This is a genomic window from Cohnella xylanilytica (assembly GCF_014212175.1).
Taxonomy (GTDB): Bacteria; Bacillota; Bacilli; order Paenibacillales; family Paenibacillaceae; genus Cohnella; species Cohnella xylanilytica.
Genome location: NZ_JACJVR010000101.1, coordinates 26,237 through 42,005 on the forward strand (window position 1 = coordinate 26,237; position 15,769 = coordinate 42,005).

At 59.7% G+C, this 15,769-nt stretch carries 12 protein-coding genes; 1 reads left to right on the forward strand and 11 read right to left on the reverse strand.

The window, feature by feature from the left end:
* Positions 1-99: 99 nt before the first annotated feature.
* The 6 genes from H7B90_RS25350 to leuB form a co-directional block, all read right to left on the reverse strand.
* Complete coding sequence (locus tag H7B90_RS25350; RefSeq protein WP_185138692.1) at positions 100-1,479, reverse strand: two-component system sensor histidine kinase NtrB; 1,380 nt, start codon at positions 1,477-1,479, stop codon at positions 100-102.
* A gap of 158 nt (positions 1,480-1,637) precedes the next feature.
* The gene (locus H7B90_RS25355) at positions 1,638-3,227 is read right to left on the reverse strand and encodes an anti-sigma-I factor RsgI family protein (RefSeq protein ID WP_185138693.1); all 1,590 of its coding nucleotides are present in this window, start codon (positions 3,225-3,227) and stop codon (positions 1,638-1,640) included.
* Entirely contained in the window at positions 3,224-4,027 is an 804-nt protein-coding gene (sigI, locus tag H7B90_RS25360; RefSeq protein ID WP_246578675.1) for an RNA polymerase sigma-I factor, read from the reverse strand. The genes H7B90_RS25355 and sigI overlap by 4 nt, the downstream gene beginning before the upstream one ends.
* 217 nt (positions 4,028-4,244) lie before the next feature.
* Positions 4,245-4,670 carry a hypothetical protein gene (locus tag H7B90_RS25365; RefSeq protein ID WP_185138694.1) on the reverse strand — a complete coding sequence of 142 codons (426 nt, stop codon included), beginning with the start codon at positions 4,668-4,670 and terminating at the stop codon, positions 4,245-4,247.
* A gap of 226 nt (positions 4,671-4,896) precedes the next feature.
* Positions 4,897-5,445 (reverse strand): peroxiredoxin, encoded by a 549-nt coding sequence (locus H7B90_RS25370; RefSeq protein WP_185138695.1) that lies wholly within the window; start codon positions 5,443-5,445, stop codon positions 4,897-4,899.
* A 134-nt stretch (positions 5,446-5,579) separates the two neighbouring features.
* Entirely contained in the window at positions 5,580-6,659 is a 1,080-nt protein-coding gene (gene leuB, locus H7B90_RS25375; protein WP_185138696.1) for a 3-isopropylmalate dehydrogenase, read from the reverse strand.
* A gap of 690 nt (positions 6,660-7,349) precedes the next feature.
* Here leuB and H7B90_RS25380 point away from each other — a divergent pair.
* Positions 7,350-8,267 carry a transposase gene (locus H7B90_RS25380; RefSeq protein ID WP_185138697.1) on the forward strand — a complete coding sequence of 306 codons (918 nt, stop codon included), beginning with the start codon at positions 7,350-7,352 and terminating at the stop codon, positions 8,265-8,267.
* Positions 8,268-8,892: 625 nt separating this feature from the next.
* Here the strand turns inward: H7B90_RS25380 and H7B90_RS25385 are convergent.
* The 5 genes from H7B90_RS25385 to ilvB form a co-directional block, all read right to left on the reverse strand.
* Positions 8,893-10,086, reverse strand: a complete 1,194-nt coding sequence (locus H7B90_RS25385; protein WP_185138698.1) for an aminotransferase-like domain-containing protein — start codon at positions 10,084-10,086, stop codon at positions 8,893-8,895.
* 98 nt (positions 10,087-10,184) lie between these two features.
* Positions 10,185-11,741 (reverse strand): 2-isopropylmalate synthase, encoded by a 1,557-nt coding sequence (locus H7B90_RS25390; RefSeq protein ID WP_185138699.1) that lies wholly within the window; start codon positions 11,739-11,741, stop codon positions 10,185-10,187.
* Between the two features lie 140 nt (positions 11,742-11,881).
* Positions 11,882-12,874: a ketol-acid reductoisomerase gene (gene ilvC, locus H7B90_RS25395; protein ID WP_185138700.1), complete on the reverse strand. Its 993-nt coding sequence runs from the start codon at positions 12,872-12,874 to the stop codon at positions 11,882-11,884.
* A gap of 199 nt (positions 12,875-13,073) precedes the next feature.
* Positions 13,074-13,559 (reverse strand): acetolactate synthase small subunit, encoded by a 486-nt coding sequence (gene ilvN, locus H7B90_RS25400; protein WP_185138701.1) that lies wholly within the window; start codon positions 13,557-13,559, stop codon positions 13,074-13,076.
* Positions 13,556-15,301 carry a biosynthetic-type acetolactate synthase large subunit gene (ilvB, locus tag H7B90_RS25405; RefSeq protein WP_185138702.1) on the reverse strand — a complete coding sequence of 582 codons (1,746 nt, stop codon included), beginning with the start codon at positions 15,299-15,301 and terminating at the stop codon, positions 13,556-13,558. Before ilvB ends, ilvN begins: the two co-directional genes overlap by 4 nt.
* Between the last annotated feature and the right edge of the window lie 468 nt (positions 15,302-15,769).

A 15,769-nucleotide genomic window follows, 5' to 3' on the forward strand; every position in this document is an offset into this window, starting at 1 on the left:
GAAATTGTTAGGGAAATTAGATGCCGTTTATTTGATTTTCATTAGTTTCATGGGCCGGCAAGAACGGGAATTGTTAGCAAAGCATTAGCGCCCCGCCCCCTACTCCTTGTCCGCGACCAACGGCAAATAAATCATGAATTCCGTGCCTTCGTTCACCTGGCTGTCGACCTGGATCATTCCGCCATGGTTCCGAATGATCCGGTAGCTGACCGAGAGGCCGAGCCCGGTGCCCTCCTCCTTCGTGGTGAAGAACGGGTCGAACAGCCGGTTGAGCGTCGTCCGGTCCATTCCCTTGCCGTTGTCGCGAATCCGGATGACCGCGAACCGCCCCTCTCGCCGGGCCGACATCTCGATCAGGCCTTTGCGCTGGTCCCCGGCTTCGAGAATGGCGTCCATCGCGTTCTTGACGATGTTGAGCAGCACCTGCTTGATCTGCTTCACGTCGATGGCGACCGCGATCTCGGAATCGTAAATCTCGTATTGCAGCTCGCAGCCCTTCATATGGGCTTCGCTCTCGGTGAGCAGAATCGTCTCCTTCACGAGCGATGCCACCGACAGCTTCTGCTTCATCGGCGCGGACGGCTTGGAGGAGTTCAGGAACTCGTAGATGATGTCGTTCGCCCGGTCGATCTCCGACAGAATGATGCGGGCGTACTCGAGCTTGCCGATCGATTCCAGGTAAGGCTTCAACAGCTGGATGAATCCCCGGATCGATGTAAGCGGATTCCGAATCTCATGCGCGATGGCCGCCGCGATCTTCCCCAGCATCGCCAGCTTGTCGTTCTGGAACGCCGTCTGCTCGATCTGCTTGTACTCGGACACGTCCTTGACGCTGATCAGGTAGTCGCCGTCCAATTCGTCGATCTGCGTAATGCTGATAAGCAGGAACCGGCCGTTCGAGTCCTGGAACTCCCCGTGGAAGCGGCGGTAATACACCATCTCCTTGTACATGCGCAGGAAGATCATCCGGATCGACTTGCGAAGATAGGGGTGGAAAAAAAGCTGGCGCAGCGAATTGCCGATCAGAATTCGCCGGGGAGCCTGCAGCAGCCTGGACATCTGGACGTTCAGGAAGCGCAGGTGGCCCGACGTATCGAACAAAGCGATGCCGCTGTCCATATGCTGCAGAACCGTCTCGAACTTGCTCGGCTTATCCTCCTCGATGGGGAGGGAATCGATGGCCGCTTCCTTCAGGCGGTCGGCACTGACGTCGTCGCCGGCGGCGGCCTCCGGCAGCCGCAGCATCGCCAGAAGCTCCATGAGAAACAAAAGAGACCGGTGCATCAAGGTCATCCGGTCTTCGGGGTCGGCGTTCGAGAGCAGGAATCGGACGCTTTCTTCATGATGGTCGAGAATTTCGTCGGTGGAAACGCCCAGCAAATCGTACCGCAACGCCGCGATCTCCTTGTTCTGGTCCTCTCCGTCGGCTAGCGCGAATTCGGCCAGCGACGGAAAATAGCGAGATTTCCACCTTTCCATAAAGGGTTCCTCCCGGACTTATCGGTGATAGGATAAGGAATATACCGACAAAATTTCACATTTATCATAGGCCGCGGGCGTTCGGCCTGTCAATGAGAGATCATGTCGAATGGCTCGGCGGACTGTCGAATGGCTTTTTTTGGCTCTACAAGCCTATTTTACCGCCGATCTTCGCGATTCCCGCGCCCGGAATTCCGGTCGTCCTTGTCGTCCCGGTCGCTTGCGCGGTCTTCACCGCTCCGGTTGTCACCGCCGCCTCGGCCGTCTTCGGGTTCATCGTTCCCGATGACGACGGTGACGGCGCCTTTGGCGGAGCCGCCGCCCGCTTTGCCGTTGCCGTTTTTGCCGTTGTCGCTGTCATTCCCCCAGCTGCCGTACCTATCAATCTTGCCGCCGTTATCCTTTTTGCTGGTTTCTCCGTCGCTGCCGTTCTTCTCGCCGTTGCCGCTTTTATCGCCGTCGCCGTTTTTATCGTCGTTCCCGATGACGGCGCCTTTGTCTACTTTGCCGTTGTTATTGCTTTTGATGTCGTCGCTTCCGTTGCCGCTTCTGCCGCCGTTTTTGCCGTCCTTGCCGTTCTTGGCGGCATCGTCGGGCTTGCCGCTTTTGCCGTTCTCCTTGCCGGAGCCGGCCGTATCCTTGCCGCCGTAGCGGACGCCGTTACCGTTACCATTACCGTTTCCGTTTCCGTTTCCGTTGCCGTTACCGGCCTGGCCTTTGGCGTCTCCGTTCCCGCTGGCTTTGCTTGGCGGCTTGGGACCGGCTTTATCCGTTCCGTTCTCGTTGTCTCTCTCTTGTTTGTTCTCTGTCCCTTGCTCGTTCTCTTTTTGTTTTTCGTCCTCTTTTTCTTTCTCCTTCTGCTTCTTCCTCGCTTCCTGGAGAAGCTTGTTCCAGTCTTCGTCCTGGCCGGCGGAAGCGTCGTTCCCGCTTCCGAGCACTTCCTGAACGCCGCCCCAGGAAGAAGCGATCTTCTTCAGCGAGCGGTGCTTCAGCGCTTCGATCGGAACGTCGTGCCCCTGGCTCTCGGCCTTCAGCCAGAACGCCATCTTGCCCGCGGACAAGCCGTTCGCCTTCGCTTCCTCCCGCACTTCCTTCGGCACGGACACGGTCGTGATCCGCGGTACCGCCTTCTCCGGCGCCTTCGTTCCCGCCGACGTTCCGGCGTCGCCTCCGCTCGACGCCGCGCCGGCTTCCTCGATCGCGCGTTTCATTTTGTCCGTGACCTCGGCCTCCCATTGCTCGTCGACCTGACGGATCGCGACGCTGGCCAGGACGATCTCGCTGTCGCCGCCGTTCAGCAGATGCCGCTTCGCAAGCTCCCGGGCAATCTCCTCCGTCACTTCCTCGACGTTCTCTCCCTTGTACTCGACGGAAGCGACGATCGGCTCGGCGTCCCGATTAAGCGCGCGAAGCTCGCGGACCCGCTCCTTGCCGTCGATTCCGAATTCCACGCTCGGATTGACGTCCATCGTGACGTAAGCGACGACCGAAGGAGCGCGGAACCACCAGACGCCGGCCAGGAGCATCGCAACGGCGGCGCAGGAAGCGACGACCGCCGCGGCCGCGCGGACTTTGCCGCCGACGCCCCGCGCGAACGCGAGCCGTCCAGGCCGTGCTTCCTCCGGCTCCAGTTCGATCTCGTCGCCGACCCGGTAATGAGGCTGGCTCGGAACCCGGATGAACCTTCCGCCTTGCGCGAGCACGACCGCGCGATTGCCTTCCAGTGACATGACGATGGCCCGGTTCATAGCGTCCCCTCCTTGTTGTCCGGCGTCGACGGATATATGTATTCCTGCAGCAGCGGGTAAGGCCCTCTCGCGATCAAGGTAACCGCGATCAAGTACTTGCGGTTCCTCTCGAGCGTCTTGCGCGACACGTTCTCGATCTCGCACAGCTCCTTGAGCGGAAGCTGACGCTTGTCCGCGAGCAGGCGGAACAGAACGGGGTTCCGCGCCAACCGCGCCCCGATGCTTAATAGCATGTCCCTCGAATCTTGGTGCTTCGGCGATTGATCGACCAGGTCGGCGAAGCGGACCCCGTAAGGCTCGAGCTCCGCCGTCAGCGAGGCGATCTCGTCCCGCCGTTCCTCCGCCGTCCTCTCGCGCGAGTAGACGGACAGCGCTTCCTTCGCCTCGATCGCCGACAGCATGGACGACTCTTCGTCCCGTTCGCCTTGCAGCGAGCTGTAAGGCACGACGGAAGCGTGCCGCCGCTCCCGGCGCGCGTAATCGATAAGCCGGCGGTTCATGACCTGCGCCGCGAAGGCGAGGAAGCTTCCTCCCGCATCCGGCGAATAGCCGTCGATCGCCTCGTCGAAGGCCGCCAGGGCCACGCTGAATTCATCGTCGCGATCGGGGTCGATGTACCGTTTGGCGAACCGGCTGGCCGTCTTGGCGATGAACGGTTGATATTGTTTGATCCATTCGTTGCGGAGCGCCTCGTCTCCGTTCCGGATCGCCGCGATCGCCTCGTCAGGCGACATGGACGGCCGTTCGGCCACGGCGGCGCTCCCCCGTCCGGTCCATTTTCTCCACAGTAAGAGCAGCAAGAGCTCACCCCACGTTCATATCATTCGTCGTCTGGTTGTCGGTTGAGGGGGTGCCGCGCGCAAAAAAAGCCCTCATCCGCGCCGACCCGCCTATCCGGCTTTATTCGAACGGCTCGCGGCGCGGGGGCGCCGGAAGCACGGCCGATAACGGCGGGATGGCGTTAGACGCGGATGGGGCTGCAGCGTTCGTTCTCGGTATCGGGCGGCGGCGTCCGTCTCAGAGGGTCCCGCCGGTCGCGCGCTTAAGGCGCAGCTTATGCCGGCGTCCGGCCAGCACCCCGAGGCGCCGCTTCAGCTGCTGCTCCCATTCCGAATCGCCCAGCTGCTTCGCGAACGACAGCAGGTCGAGCGCCATATCGATCTGGCTCTGGACGATCGCCATCGGATCTTCCTCTTCGTTGTTGACGCAATTCTCGTGGAGGGCTTTGTCCGACTCGTCTACATAATCGTGGAAGTCGACCTCGGAGGCTCCGTCGCCGTGGGCGTACTCCGCCAAGATCTCGTATTCGTTCTCCACCAGATAGTGCACTTCCACCCGGTGACATACCGGACAGAACAGGATCGGCACGTTATGGATACGCGTCCGATAATGCTTTAGCGTTCCTTTGGTCCCGATCATGCTGGCTCCGCAGCAGAAACTCATCGTCTCCCCCTCCTCGTCGAGCACGAATCGAACGACTCTATGCTACACACTATATTCTCTCTGCTTAAATGGAATTCCTGCCGAATTCGTTTTACCCCGCCGCGATGTTTTTGAAGCCTTTTGTCGAAGCGGAGGGGGACGAACCCTGCTTTTATCATATGCGAATTATGCCGAAGAAAGCAAAGACGCATGCCGAAGCATGCGTCTCGATCGCGCTTGACGATCCTTATTTTGCAACCAGGTGCTTGTCCCCCGGCTTCCAGTTGATCGGGCACAGACCGCCGGATTGGAGCGCTTGAAGCACGCGGAGCGTCTCTTCTACGCTGCGGCCTACGTCGTTGTGGTTGACGACTTGGTACTTCAGCTCGCCTTCCGGATCGATGATGAACAGGCCGCGCAGAGCAATGCCTTCTTCTTCGATCAGGACGCCGTAGTCGCGGGCGACCGACTTCGTGATGTCGGCTGCCAGCGGGAAGTTCAGCTTGCCGAGGCCGTTGTCGTTCTTCGGCGTGTTGATCCAAGCGCGGTGGCTGTGGATGCTGTCGACGCTCGCGCCGAGAATCTCGGTATTCAGAGCCTTGAATTGATCGGCCGCTTCGGAGAGGGCGACGATCTCGGTCGGGCATACAAAGGTGAAGTCGAGCGGGTAGAAGAAGAATACCAGCCACTTGCCTTTGTAATCGGACAGGGAAGCCTTGCCGAAGCCGCTGCCGTCGCCAAGGGCGGTCTCAAGGGTGAAATCCGGAGCCGGACGGCCCACCAAACGTTCTGCCATTGTGAATAACCTCCTATATTGCCGACCTGAACAGCCGGGCTCATGATCTACACCTAGATGGTACCATCATTGAGAACGAAAATCAATATGGAATCAATACTTATTTATAACAATTCTAAATAAGTATCTTCCGTTTAGCGGCTCATGGCGGCGACGATCAGATCGCCCATTTCCTTCGTGCCGATCGCTTTGCTCTTGTCGACCGCGATGTCGCCCGTGCGGTGGCCGGCGTCCAGAACGCTCTTCACCGCGTTCTCGATGACTTGCCCTGCTTCAGCATATCCGAAAGTGAGCTGGAACATAAGCGCCACGGACAGAATCGTCGCGATCGGGTTGGCGATGCCTTGGCCCGCGATGTCCGGAGCCGAGCCGTGAACCGGCTCGTACAAGCCGAAGCTGCCTTCTCCGAGCGAAGCGGACGAGAGCATGCCGATGGAGCCCGTCAGCATGGCGGCTTCGTCGCTCAGGATGTCGCCGAACATGTTCTCGGTGACGATAACGTCGAAGCTGGACGGACGGCGAAGCAGCTGCATCGCGCAGTTGTCGACCAGCACGTGCTCGAGCTCCACGTCGGGGTATTCCGGAGCGATGCGGTTGACCGTCTCGCGCCACAGGCGGGACGTCTCCAGCACGTTCGCCTTGTCGACGGAAGCCAGGCGCTTGCTGCGCTTCTGGGCGATCTCGAACGCTTGGCGAACGATGCGCTCGACTTCTTGCACGTTGTATACGCAAGTGTCGACCGCTTCCTGGCCGTTCGCGCCCTCGCGGCGGAACTTCTCGCCGAAGTAGATGCCGCCGGTCAGCTCGCGCACGACGATCAGGTCCGTGCCTTCCAGCACTTCAGGCTTCAGCGTGGACGCGTCCTTCAGGCAGTCGAACACGACCGCCGGACGGATATTGGAGAAGAGGCCGAGCGCCTTGCGGATGCCGAGCAGGCCGGTCTCCGGGCGAAGCTCCTTCGGATTGTTGTCCCACTTCGGGCCGCCTACCGCTCCAAGCAGCACCGCGTCCGCGCGTTGGCACATTTCCAGCGTCTCTTGCGGCAGCGGAGTTCCTTTCTCGTCGATGGCGATGCCGCCGAACAGACCGTATTCCAGTTCGAATTTGTAGCCGAACAATTCTTCCGTTTTCTTCAATACCTTAACCGCTTCGGCCACGACCTCTGGACCGATTCCGTCGCCGGCGATGACGGCGATCTTCTTCACTTCTGCCATGATTCAGGTTCACTCCCGTATACGATTGTCCTATGAAGGCACTACATCATTTGTAGCACACTTCGGCATCGATGGCAAAATAGATAAAAGCTATCGTTTTTATAGTCCGCAGCTATGGAGCTCGGATAAACAACCAGCCCGGCTCGTTCCGATTCCTCTCGAACTCCCCTCACGACCGTACGTCCCCCTCGCAACCGACGCGATCCTCCCCCCTCCTCAGCCTGCCACGATTTCTTTCGGCTCTTTCCGCTCCCCGGCCATTTTTAGCCTTATCCCCACAGCTCAGCCGCCTCCATTCGTCTCCCTCAAATTCATCTCCCGCTTCTTAATTCATCTCCTGCTTCTCCGTTTGGTCTCCTGCTTCTCAATTCATCTCTTCCTTCTCAATTCGTCTCTTCCATAATTCGTCTTTCCTCCGATCGTCTCTCCACTCCCCCTGATCTTTTCCCCGGCGTCCATCCTTCCCCTCTCGTTAACCCATCTATTCCCACTAGCGTCTACATCTTTCGTTCATGTTTCATCCCCCTTACAATACCTTAGGCCCATCAACGTCCTTTTTAGGCTTATCCCCATACCTCAGCTGCTTCGAGCCAACCTCCACCCGTCAAAAAAACTTGAAATGGGAACATTTGTTTGGTAGAATCAAATTAACGAACATATGTTCCTGTTTATGGCGAAGGAGGAGCTGCAATGGAGACTCGATTTTCTTCTGTCGACCACCTGCGGCTGCTGGATTCGGAGGATGCTTGCATTCGCCATCTCTACCGAACCAAGTGGCCCGAAGGGTTTACGTGTCCTTTGTGCCGCCACCGCGAAGCATCGGTCATTCGTACCCGGCGGCTCCCTCTTTATCAATGCCGGAAGTGCCGCTATCAGGTATCGTTGACTGCCGGTACCGTCATGGAGAAGAGTAAGACCCCCCTTCGAAAATGGTTCCTCGCCATTTACTGGGTCGCATTCGGCGCGAGCGCCCGTCACATCTCCGATTCGATCCAGGTGACGTACAAGACGGCTTGGCTTATCGCCCATAAGATCCGCCGCGCGATAAGCCTGGCCGAATCCGAAGTGAAGCTCGCCGGCAACGTACGAGTGAACGAGGCCCGTTACGAGCCGACTTCGTTCACCGCCCTGTTCGACCAGAGCCGCAAGAAGCATCCTCTGATCGCCGCCGCCTCTATCTCGGAGAACGGCCGGATCGTTCTCGTTAAGCTGCATCAGGTCCTTCCGGGCGATTTATTTGCCGGGATGATTACGAGGGACGGCTTTCAGAGCTTCATTCGGCATCACGTTAAGCCGGAATCCGCCGTTCAGTTAGCGATCGGCATCTACAACTCGGCCCGCCATCGCCCGTTAGCCCGCCTATGCCAGGAGGCTTCGCGGTGGATGAACGAGACGTTCCGCGGCCTCGGCCCCAAGCACCTTCAAGCGTACCTGAACCAGTTTGAATACCGCTTCCGGTTCGAATCGGAGGACGGAGCTTCTATTCTTACGGACCTGCTGCATCAATGCTCTTTCCGCCCCGTGGTTACATACTCCCAATTGATCGGTAGAAGCGCTTCTCCGAACAAGTACTCCTTCTCGGTAGATTGCATGGCAAGATCAAGCTGACTTCGGCTGCCTACACGCATTCCGAGGAGATGCTTTCTCTACAACTGATTTCGATTTGAGGACAGCGACTCCCTTCACTTAGCCTATCTTTGTATATCATTCCGTCTGGACTGCCTTCGGATTGAGTTTCGAGGATTCTTTCTTTGAGAGCCCATGGAACTTTTGAGGACTCTATTCGAAGTTTTATTTCGGTGATGTCCATATGTAGCTTTATTCTAGGTGTTGCGCGCGAGCTTTTGGTATTGCATGCGAGCACTTTGGTGTTGCATGCGAAGTTATTGGTATTCCATTCGGGGTTCGTTGTACATTCGAGTCTTTTATATTCCATTCGGGGTTCGTTGTACATTCGAGTCTTTTATGTTCCATTCGGGGTTCGTTATCCATTCGAGTCGATTATTTGTTCCATCTGAGGTTTCGATTGTACGATTTGAGACGTGTAGTTTCTTCTTGCGGCGTGGCTGAGCAGTGGGGATAAGACTAAAAAGAGGGAGAAAGGGGACGTAGAACGCCATGGACTACTGCCGAATAAAAAACCGACCATTCCGGTATGAACCCGAATGATCGGCTGGGATGGGACCGGGGAGACGAGATGGATACCCCGGGACCTATTGGACGATCGCGGCGGTTAAACCAGCACGGCGGCGAGAGCCTTGGAGAGGCGCTCCATGCCGGCGACGGTACCTGCTGCATCGTTGTGGGTGAAGTTGAGGCGCATGGCGTTGGTCTGCGGGTTATCCGCGTAGAACGTGATGCCCGGCACGAACGCGACGCCCTGCTCGACAGCCGACTTGAGAAGCTCGGCCGTGTCGATCGTCTCGGGAAGCTCGACCCAGAAGAACATGCCGCCCTTCGGCTCTTCCCAGACGGCGCCCGGCCAGTCGTGCTGCCGGATGAGGTCGGCCATTTGCCTCATGCGGGCTTCGTATTCCTTCCGGACGAACTCGATATGGCCGTCCAGATCGAAGTGCTCGAGCAGCTGATGAAGCGTCTGCTGGTCCAGCGAGCTGGATTGGAGATCGGCCGCTTGCTTGGCGCGAGCCATCTGGCGGATGACTTCCGCGTCGCCGAGAGCCCATCCGGTGCGCAGACCCGGTGCGACCGTCTTGGAGAACGTGCTCGTGTACACGACGCAGGAGCCTTCCGGATGCTGGTCGAGCGCGAAGATCGACGGATACTTCCGGGAAGAGTCTCCGAACTTCAATTCCCCGTACGGATCGTCCTCGAGAATAAGCGTATCGGATGCATGGCACAGCTCGAGAGCCCCGCGGCGGCGCTCTTCGCTCCACACCCGTCCCGTCGGATTCGAGAACGTCGGGATGACGTACAGCATCTTCGGCTTATGCTTGGCGATCTTCGCCTTCAGATCGTCGAGGTCGATGCCGTCGCTGTCGCCGTTCACGGACACCGGTACAGCGCCGTAAGAGCGGAACACTTGAAGCGCGGACAAATACGTCGGGCGCTCGACCAAGATGACGTCGCCCGGATCGATATAGACGCGGGTGAGCAAGTCGATGACTTGCTGCGAGCCGGTCGTGATCAGCATGTTGTCCGGCGTCACGTTCATGCCTTTGCCGGCCATTCTCTTGCACAGAGACTCCCGCAACGGCAAATAGCCTTCCGTCAGGCCGTATTGAAGCGCCTTGTTCCCCAGCTGCATCACGCGCCCGAACGCTTCGGATATGGCCGCCACAGGGAAGTGCTCTTCGGCCGGCAAGCCGCCGGCGAAGGAAATAATGGAATCGCCTTGCGTTAGCTTCAAAATCTCGCGAACCGCCGACGAGGAGAAGCTCCCCAGTCTGGCGGAAAACCGATAGTTCATCTCGGGTTCCCCATTCCTTGTCGCGAAGCCCAGCGAAGCTGCGGGCCCCCGCTCTCATATTGCCGTCGTCCGATGGGGCGGCGGTGATCCATGTTCGATTAGATTAACGTGACGTTGTCGCGGTCCTTGCGGCTGCGGGTCGGCGCGTTGCGCTTGTCGACGAGCCGGTTGAGCGCGTCTACGTACGCGCGGGCGCTCGCTTCGAGAATGTCGGTGCTGACGCCTCGGCCTTGCGCGTTGACGTCGCCTTGCTTCAGGACGACGTGTACGTCGCCCAGGGCGTCCGTTCCGTCCGTGACCGACTTGATCGTGTAATCGTCCAGCACGACTTCTTCCTTCGTCAGCTTGTCGATCGCCTTGTAGATCGCGTCTACGGAACCGTTGCCGCCCGCCGTCGTCTCGGCGATGCCGGACTGCGTCTTCAGACGCACGGTCGCGGCCGGCGCGGCATGGCTGTCGAAGGAGACGACCAGCTGCTCCAGGGCGAACACTTCCGGCGTCTGGACCATCTTCTCTTCGAGCAGAGCGATGATGTCCTCGTTGCTGACATCCTTCTTGCGATCGGCCAAATCCTTGAACTTGCCGAAGGCGGCGTTGACCTGGTCCTCCGTCAAGTCCTCGAAGCCGAGGTCGATCAGCTTCTCGCGGAACGCGTGGCGTCCGGAGTGCTTGCCGAGCACGAGCTTGCTGTCCTTCAGGCCGATCGTCTCCGGCGAGATGATCTCGTACGTCGTCTTCTCCTTCAGGACGCCGTCCTGATGGATGCCGGACTCGTGGGCGAACGCGTTCGCGCCGACGATCGCCTTGTTGCCCGGCACGACCATCCCCGTCAGCTTGCTGACGAGCCGGCTCGTCTTGGCGATCTCCTTCAGGTTCAGCGTCGTCCGGGCGCCGAAATAATCCGCGCGCGTCGCGAGGGCGAGAGCCACTTCCTCGAGGGCGGTATTGCCGGCCCGTTCGCCGATGCCGTTAATGGTGCCTTCCACCTGGTCGGCTCCGTTCAAGATCGCCGCCAGCGAGTTCGCCGTCGCCATGCCGAGGTCGTCGTGACAGTGCGCGGACAGCTGGATGCGTTCGATATCCGGCACGTTTTCCTTCAACGTTCTGAAAATATTCCCGAACTCCTGCGGGTTCATGTAGCCGACCGTATCCGGAATGTTCACGACCGACACGCCTTCGCGAACGGCGAGAGCGGTCACCTCGCACAGGAAGTCGAGCTCCGTCCGGCCGGCGTCTTCCGCCGAGAACTCCACCCGGCTGAAGTACTTCCTGGCGTAGCGGATCGCCTTCTGCGCCGTCTCGAGCACCTGCTCCTTCTCCATCCGCAGCTTATGCTTCCGGTGGATCGGGGAGGTCGCGAGGAAGATGTGGATCGCCGGGTCCTCCGCGCCCTTCAGCGCTTCGTATACCGCGTCGATGTCCTTCTCCACGGAACGGGCAAGCCCCATGACCGACGCGTTCTTCACCGCGCGCGCCACAGCGTTGACGGCCGCGAGATCGCCCGGAGAGGCCGCCGGGAATCCGGCTTCGATCCGGTCTACGCCGAGCTTCTCGAGTTGGAGAGCGATTTCAACTTTCTCTTGGGTGTTCAAGTTGACGCCCGGGGATTGCTCTCCGTCGCGGAGAGTCGTGTCGAATACGTAAATTTTCCTCATGGCAGGGGTTGGCCCGCACCTCCTGAAGAGACGATCATCTGCTCTAAATTATAGCACAATTCCAAGGCGCCGCGGCTGTAAAAGAAAGGCTGTCCCAAGGGCAGAAGCCTGCCCCCGGGACAGCCGGTGCCGTTCGTCGCTTACTTCTTGATCCAGTGCATCAGGCCGCGAAGCTGGGCGCCGACCACTTCGATCGGATGCTCGGCTTCGTTGCGGCGGGTAGCCGTCAGGAACGCGCGGCCGGATTGGTTCTCGAGGATGAAGTCGCGAGCGAAGCGGCCGGATTGGATGTCCGCCAGAACCGCCTTCATCGCCTTCTTCGTCTCGTCGGTCACGACGCGAGGACCGGTGACGTAGTCGCCGTACTCGGCCGTATTGGAGATGGAATTGCGCATCGATGCGAGACCGCCTTCATACATGAGGTCGACGATCAGCTTCAGCTCGTGCAAGCACTCGAAGTAAGCCATCTCCGGAGCGTAGCCGGCTTCGACCAGCGTCTCGAAGCCCGCTTTGACGAGGGCGCTGGCGCCGCCGCACAGAACGGCTTGCTCGCCGAACAGGTCGGTCTCGGTCTCTTCGCGGAACGTCGTCTCGATGACGCCCGCGCGGGTGCAGCCGATGCCCTTCGCGTAAGCCATGCCGATCTCGAACGCCTTGCCCGTGCCGTTCTGATGAATCGCGATCAGGCCCGGAACGCCGAAGCCTTCGACGTACGTGCGGCGAACCATGTGGCCCGGCGACTTCGGAGCGACGAGCAGAACGTCGGCGTCCGCCGGAGCGACGATCTGGCCGAAGTGAACGTTGAAGCCGTGGGAGAACATGAGAGCGGCGCCCTTCTTCAGGTTCGGCTCGATCTCGTTCTTATAGACGGAAGCTTGGGTCTCGTCCGGCATCAGGATTTGAACGACGTCCGCCTTGCGGGTCGCGTCGGCGACGCTCAGCACTTCGAAGCCGTCGTTGCGGGCCGCTTCCGCGGATTTGCCTTCGCGCAGGCCGATGATGACGGACAGGCCGCTGTCGCGCAGGTTCTGAGCTTGAGCATGGCCTTGGCTGCCGTAGCCGATGACCGCGATCGTCTTGCCTTTCAGAGCGCCGAGGTCGGCGTCCTTCTCATGGAATAACTTGACTGCCATTGATGTGTTCCTCCTTAATTAAATAAACCTTGTATGGCAACCCTCATGGAACGGGCGTCCCAAGGGAGAAGCTGGGCTCGTGCACAGGCTCGGACAAGCCTTGCCCGCGGCGATGCGTCCGCTTCTCCCCTCGAACACCCGCTCCTGCGGGAAGCGGATGAAGAACGATAAGGGCGGCCTGGCGCCGACGCTTGGACGATCAGCGGCTGCCGCGGGTCATCGCGGTCACGCCGGTGCGCGACAGCTCGCGAATGCCGTACGGCTTCAGCAGCTCGATCATGGCGTCGATCTTCTCGGAATCCCCGACCACCTGAACGATCAGGCTGTTCGGTCCGATGTCGACGACCGCGGCGCGGAACGTCTCGACGACGCCGAGTATCTCCGGCCGGGCGGAAGGCTCGGCGTTGACCTTGATCAAGCCGAGCTCCCGTCCGACCATCGGATTCGAGCCGATGTCGACGACTTTGATGACGTCGATGATCTTGTACAGCTGCTTCTGGATCTGTTCCAGGGTATGGTCGTCGCCCGTCGTGACGATGACCATCCGGGACAGGCCGGGTTCTTCGGAGGCTCCGACCGTAATGCTCTCGATGTTGAAGCCTCTGCGTCCGAACAACCCCGACACCCGCTGCAATACTCCCGGCTGATCGTTCACGAGAATGGCAATGGTATGTTTGCGGTTCATTCGGAATCCCCCATGAGCATTTGATCGATCGTGCTGCCTTGCGGCACCATCGGAAAGACGTTCTCTTCCTTGCGGACGACGAACTCGACGACCGCGGGACCCGGGTGCTTAAGCGCCTCTTCCCACGCGCGGCGCGCTTCCTCCTTGTTCGTCGCGCGGAAGCCCTTGACGCCGTACGCTTCGGCCAGCTTCACGAAGTCCGGGCTGCCGGCAAGGTCGATATGGCTGTAGCGGTTGTCGTAGATGAGCTCCTGCCACTGGCGAACCATGCCGAGCACCTGGTTGTTCAGGATCGCGACCTTGACCGGAATGTTGTTGATCGCGCAGATCGCAAGCTCCTGGGCGCACATCTGCATGCCGCCGTCGCCGTTGATGGAGACGACCGTGCGGTCCGGGTTGCCCATCTGGGCGCCGATGGCCGACGGGAAGCCGAAGCCCATCGTGCCGAGGCCGCCGGAGGTGACCCACGAGCGCGGCTTGTTGAACGGATAAAATTGAGCCGCCCACATCTGATGCTGGCCGACGTCCGTCGTGACGATCGCTTCGCCCTTCGTCGTCTCGTGGATCATGGACACGACCCACTGCGGCTTCAGCTCGGTCTCGGAATCCTTGAAGCCGAACGGCTTCTCGGCCTTCCAGGCCTGAATCTGATCGCGCCACGCGTCGGCCTTGTCCGCCCGCTTGGCCAGCTGGTTGGCGACCTCCAGAACCGCCTTGACGTCGCCGACGATCGGGATGTCGGTCGGCACGTTCTTGCCGATCTCGGCCGGGTCGATGTCGATGTGGACGATCTTCGCCTTCGGAGCGAAGCCCGACAGCTTGCCCGTCACGCGGTCGTCGAAGCGGGCGCCGATGCTGATCAGCAGGTCCGCGTTCTGGATCGCCGTGTTCGCGGTCCACGTTCCGTGCATGCCCGGGAAGCCCATGTGCAGCTCGTGGCCGGTCGGGAACGCTCCGATGCCGAGCAGCGTCGTCGTGATCGGAATCTGCGTCTTCGTGACGAACTCGTACACTTCCTCATGCGCCCCGGAGTATACCGCCCCACCGCCGACAAGAAGGATCGGACGCTCCGCCTGCTCGATCGCGCGGATCATCTTGTCTACTTGGTTCCGGTTCGGATGAACCGTCGGGTTGTATCCGCGCAGGTGAACTTCCTTCACCGGCTGGAACAGCGCCTTCGCGGCGGACACGTCCTTCGGAATATCGATCAGAACCGGCCCCTTGCGGCCCGAATTCGCGATGTGGAACGCTTCGTGAACGATGCGCGGCAGATCCTCGACGTCGCGCACCAGGTAGCTGTGCTTCGTGATCGGCATCGTGATGCCGACGATGTCGGCTTCCTGGAAGGCGTCCGTGCCGATCAGCGACGTGGCGACGTTGCCGGTGATGACGACGAGCGGCACCGAATCCATGTAAGCCGTCGCGATGCCGGTGACCAGGTTGGTCGCCCCCGGGCCGGAGGTGGCGATGCAGACCCCGACCTTGCCCGTGCTGCGGGCATAGCCGTCGGCCGCGTGGATCGCTCCTTGCTCGTGGCGGGTGAGCAGGTGGTTGAAATCGGAGAAGCCGTACATGGCGTCGTAGATATACAGAACCGCGCCGCCCGGATAACCGAAGACGCAGTCGACACCCTCCAACAACAGGCTTCGAAGCAGCATTTCCGATCCCGATATGACTTCGGGTTTGCTCCATTTCTCAATCAGTTCTTCTTTGGACTTCAGCGTGGCACTATGCGCGCTCATCCGTCATCCTCCTTCCGGAATGTTCATTCTTCTCTGGCATTGGCGCCAAGAAAATCAAAAAAGCCCTTCGCCCGAACATCGATTGACGTTCTGGGACGAAAGGCTGTTCCTTCCGCGGTACCACCCGGATTCACCGCTCGCCTCGCGGCGACGGTCTCGTAAAGTATGGCCGGATCGCCTGAGCGCTCAAGCGCCGATCTTCATACCTCGGACGCGGTAACGTGCGTCATTCCGATTCCCCCTACAACGCGGCGGACGCCGCGGTTCAGGCGAACAGCTCCGAGGAGACCCAGCGTACAGGGATTAAGGCATCGGTCTCAGCAAATCCGACGCTCTCTGAGCTCAAGAGCCCTCCCGCTTCTTCCTCTTCACGGCCGTTAAATGTTCGGTCGATTTAGACTCCATTATATTCTTCGCCAAAGCATTCGTCAATACACGGATGAAATTCGTGTCAAACGTCTGTGATAA

What these genes read in the sequence shown, in the direction of transcription:
- H7B90_RS25350 (WP_185138692.1), bottom strand. Translation starts at nt 1,479, where the DNA reads ATGGAAAGGTGGAAATCTCGCTATTTTCCGTCGCTGGCCGAATTCGCG.
- H7B90_RS25355 (WP_185138693.1), bottom strand. Translation starts at nt 3,227, where the DNA reads ATGAACCGGGCCATCGTCATGTCACTGGAAGGCAATCGCGCGGTCGTG.
- H7B90_RS25365 (WP_185138694.1), bottom strand. Translation starts at nt 4,670, where the DNA reads ATGAGTTTCTGCTGCGGAGCCAGCATGATCGGGACCAAAGGAACGCTA.
- H7B90_RS25370 (WP_185138695.1), bottom strand. Translation starts at nt 5,445, where the DNA reads ATGGCAGAACGTTTGGTGGGCCGTCCGGCTCCGGATTTCACCCTTGAG.
- leuB (WP_185138696.1), bottom strand. Translation starts at nt 6,659, where the DNA reads ATGGCAGAAGTGAAGAAGATCGCCGTCATCGCCGGCGACGGAATCGGT.
- H7B90_RS25380 (WP_185138697.1), top strand. Translation starts at nt 7,350, where the DNA reads ATGGAGACTCGATTTTCTTCTGTCGACCACCTGCGGCTGCTGGATTCG.
- H7B90_RS25385 (WP_185138698.1), bottom strand. Translation starts at nt 10,086, where the DNA reads ATGAACTATCGGTTTTCCGCCAGACTGGGGAGCTTCTCCTCGTCGGCG.
- H7B90_RS25390 (WP_185138699.1), bottom strand. Translation starts at nt 11,741, where the DNA reads ATGAGGAAAATTTACGTATTCGACACGACTCTCCGCGACGGAGAGCAA.
- ilvC (WP_185138700.1), bottom strand. Translation starts at nt 12,874, where the DNA reads ATGGCAGTCAAGTTATTCCATGAGAAGGACGCCGACCTCGGCGCTCTG.
- ilvN (WP_185138701.1), bottom strand. Translation starts at nt 13,559, where the DNA reads ATGAACCGCAAACATACCATTGCCATTCTCGTGAACGATCAGCCGGGA.
- ilvB (WP_185138702.1), bottom strand. Translation starts at nt 15,301, where the DNA reads ATGAGCGCGCATAGTGCCACGCTGAAGTCCAAAGAAGAACTGATTGAG.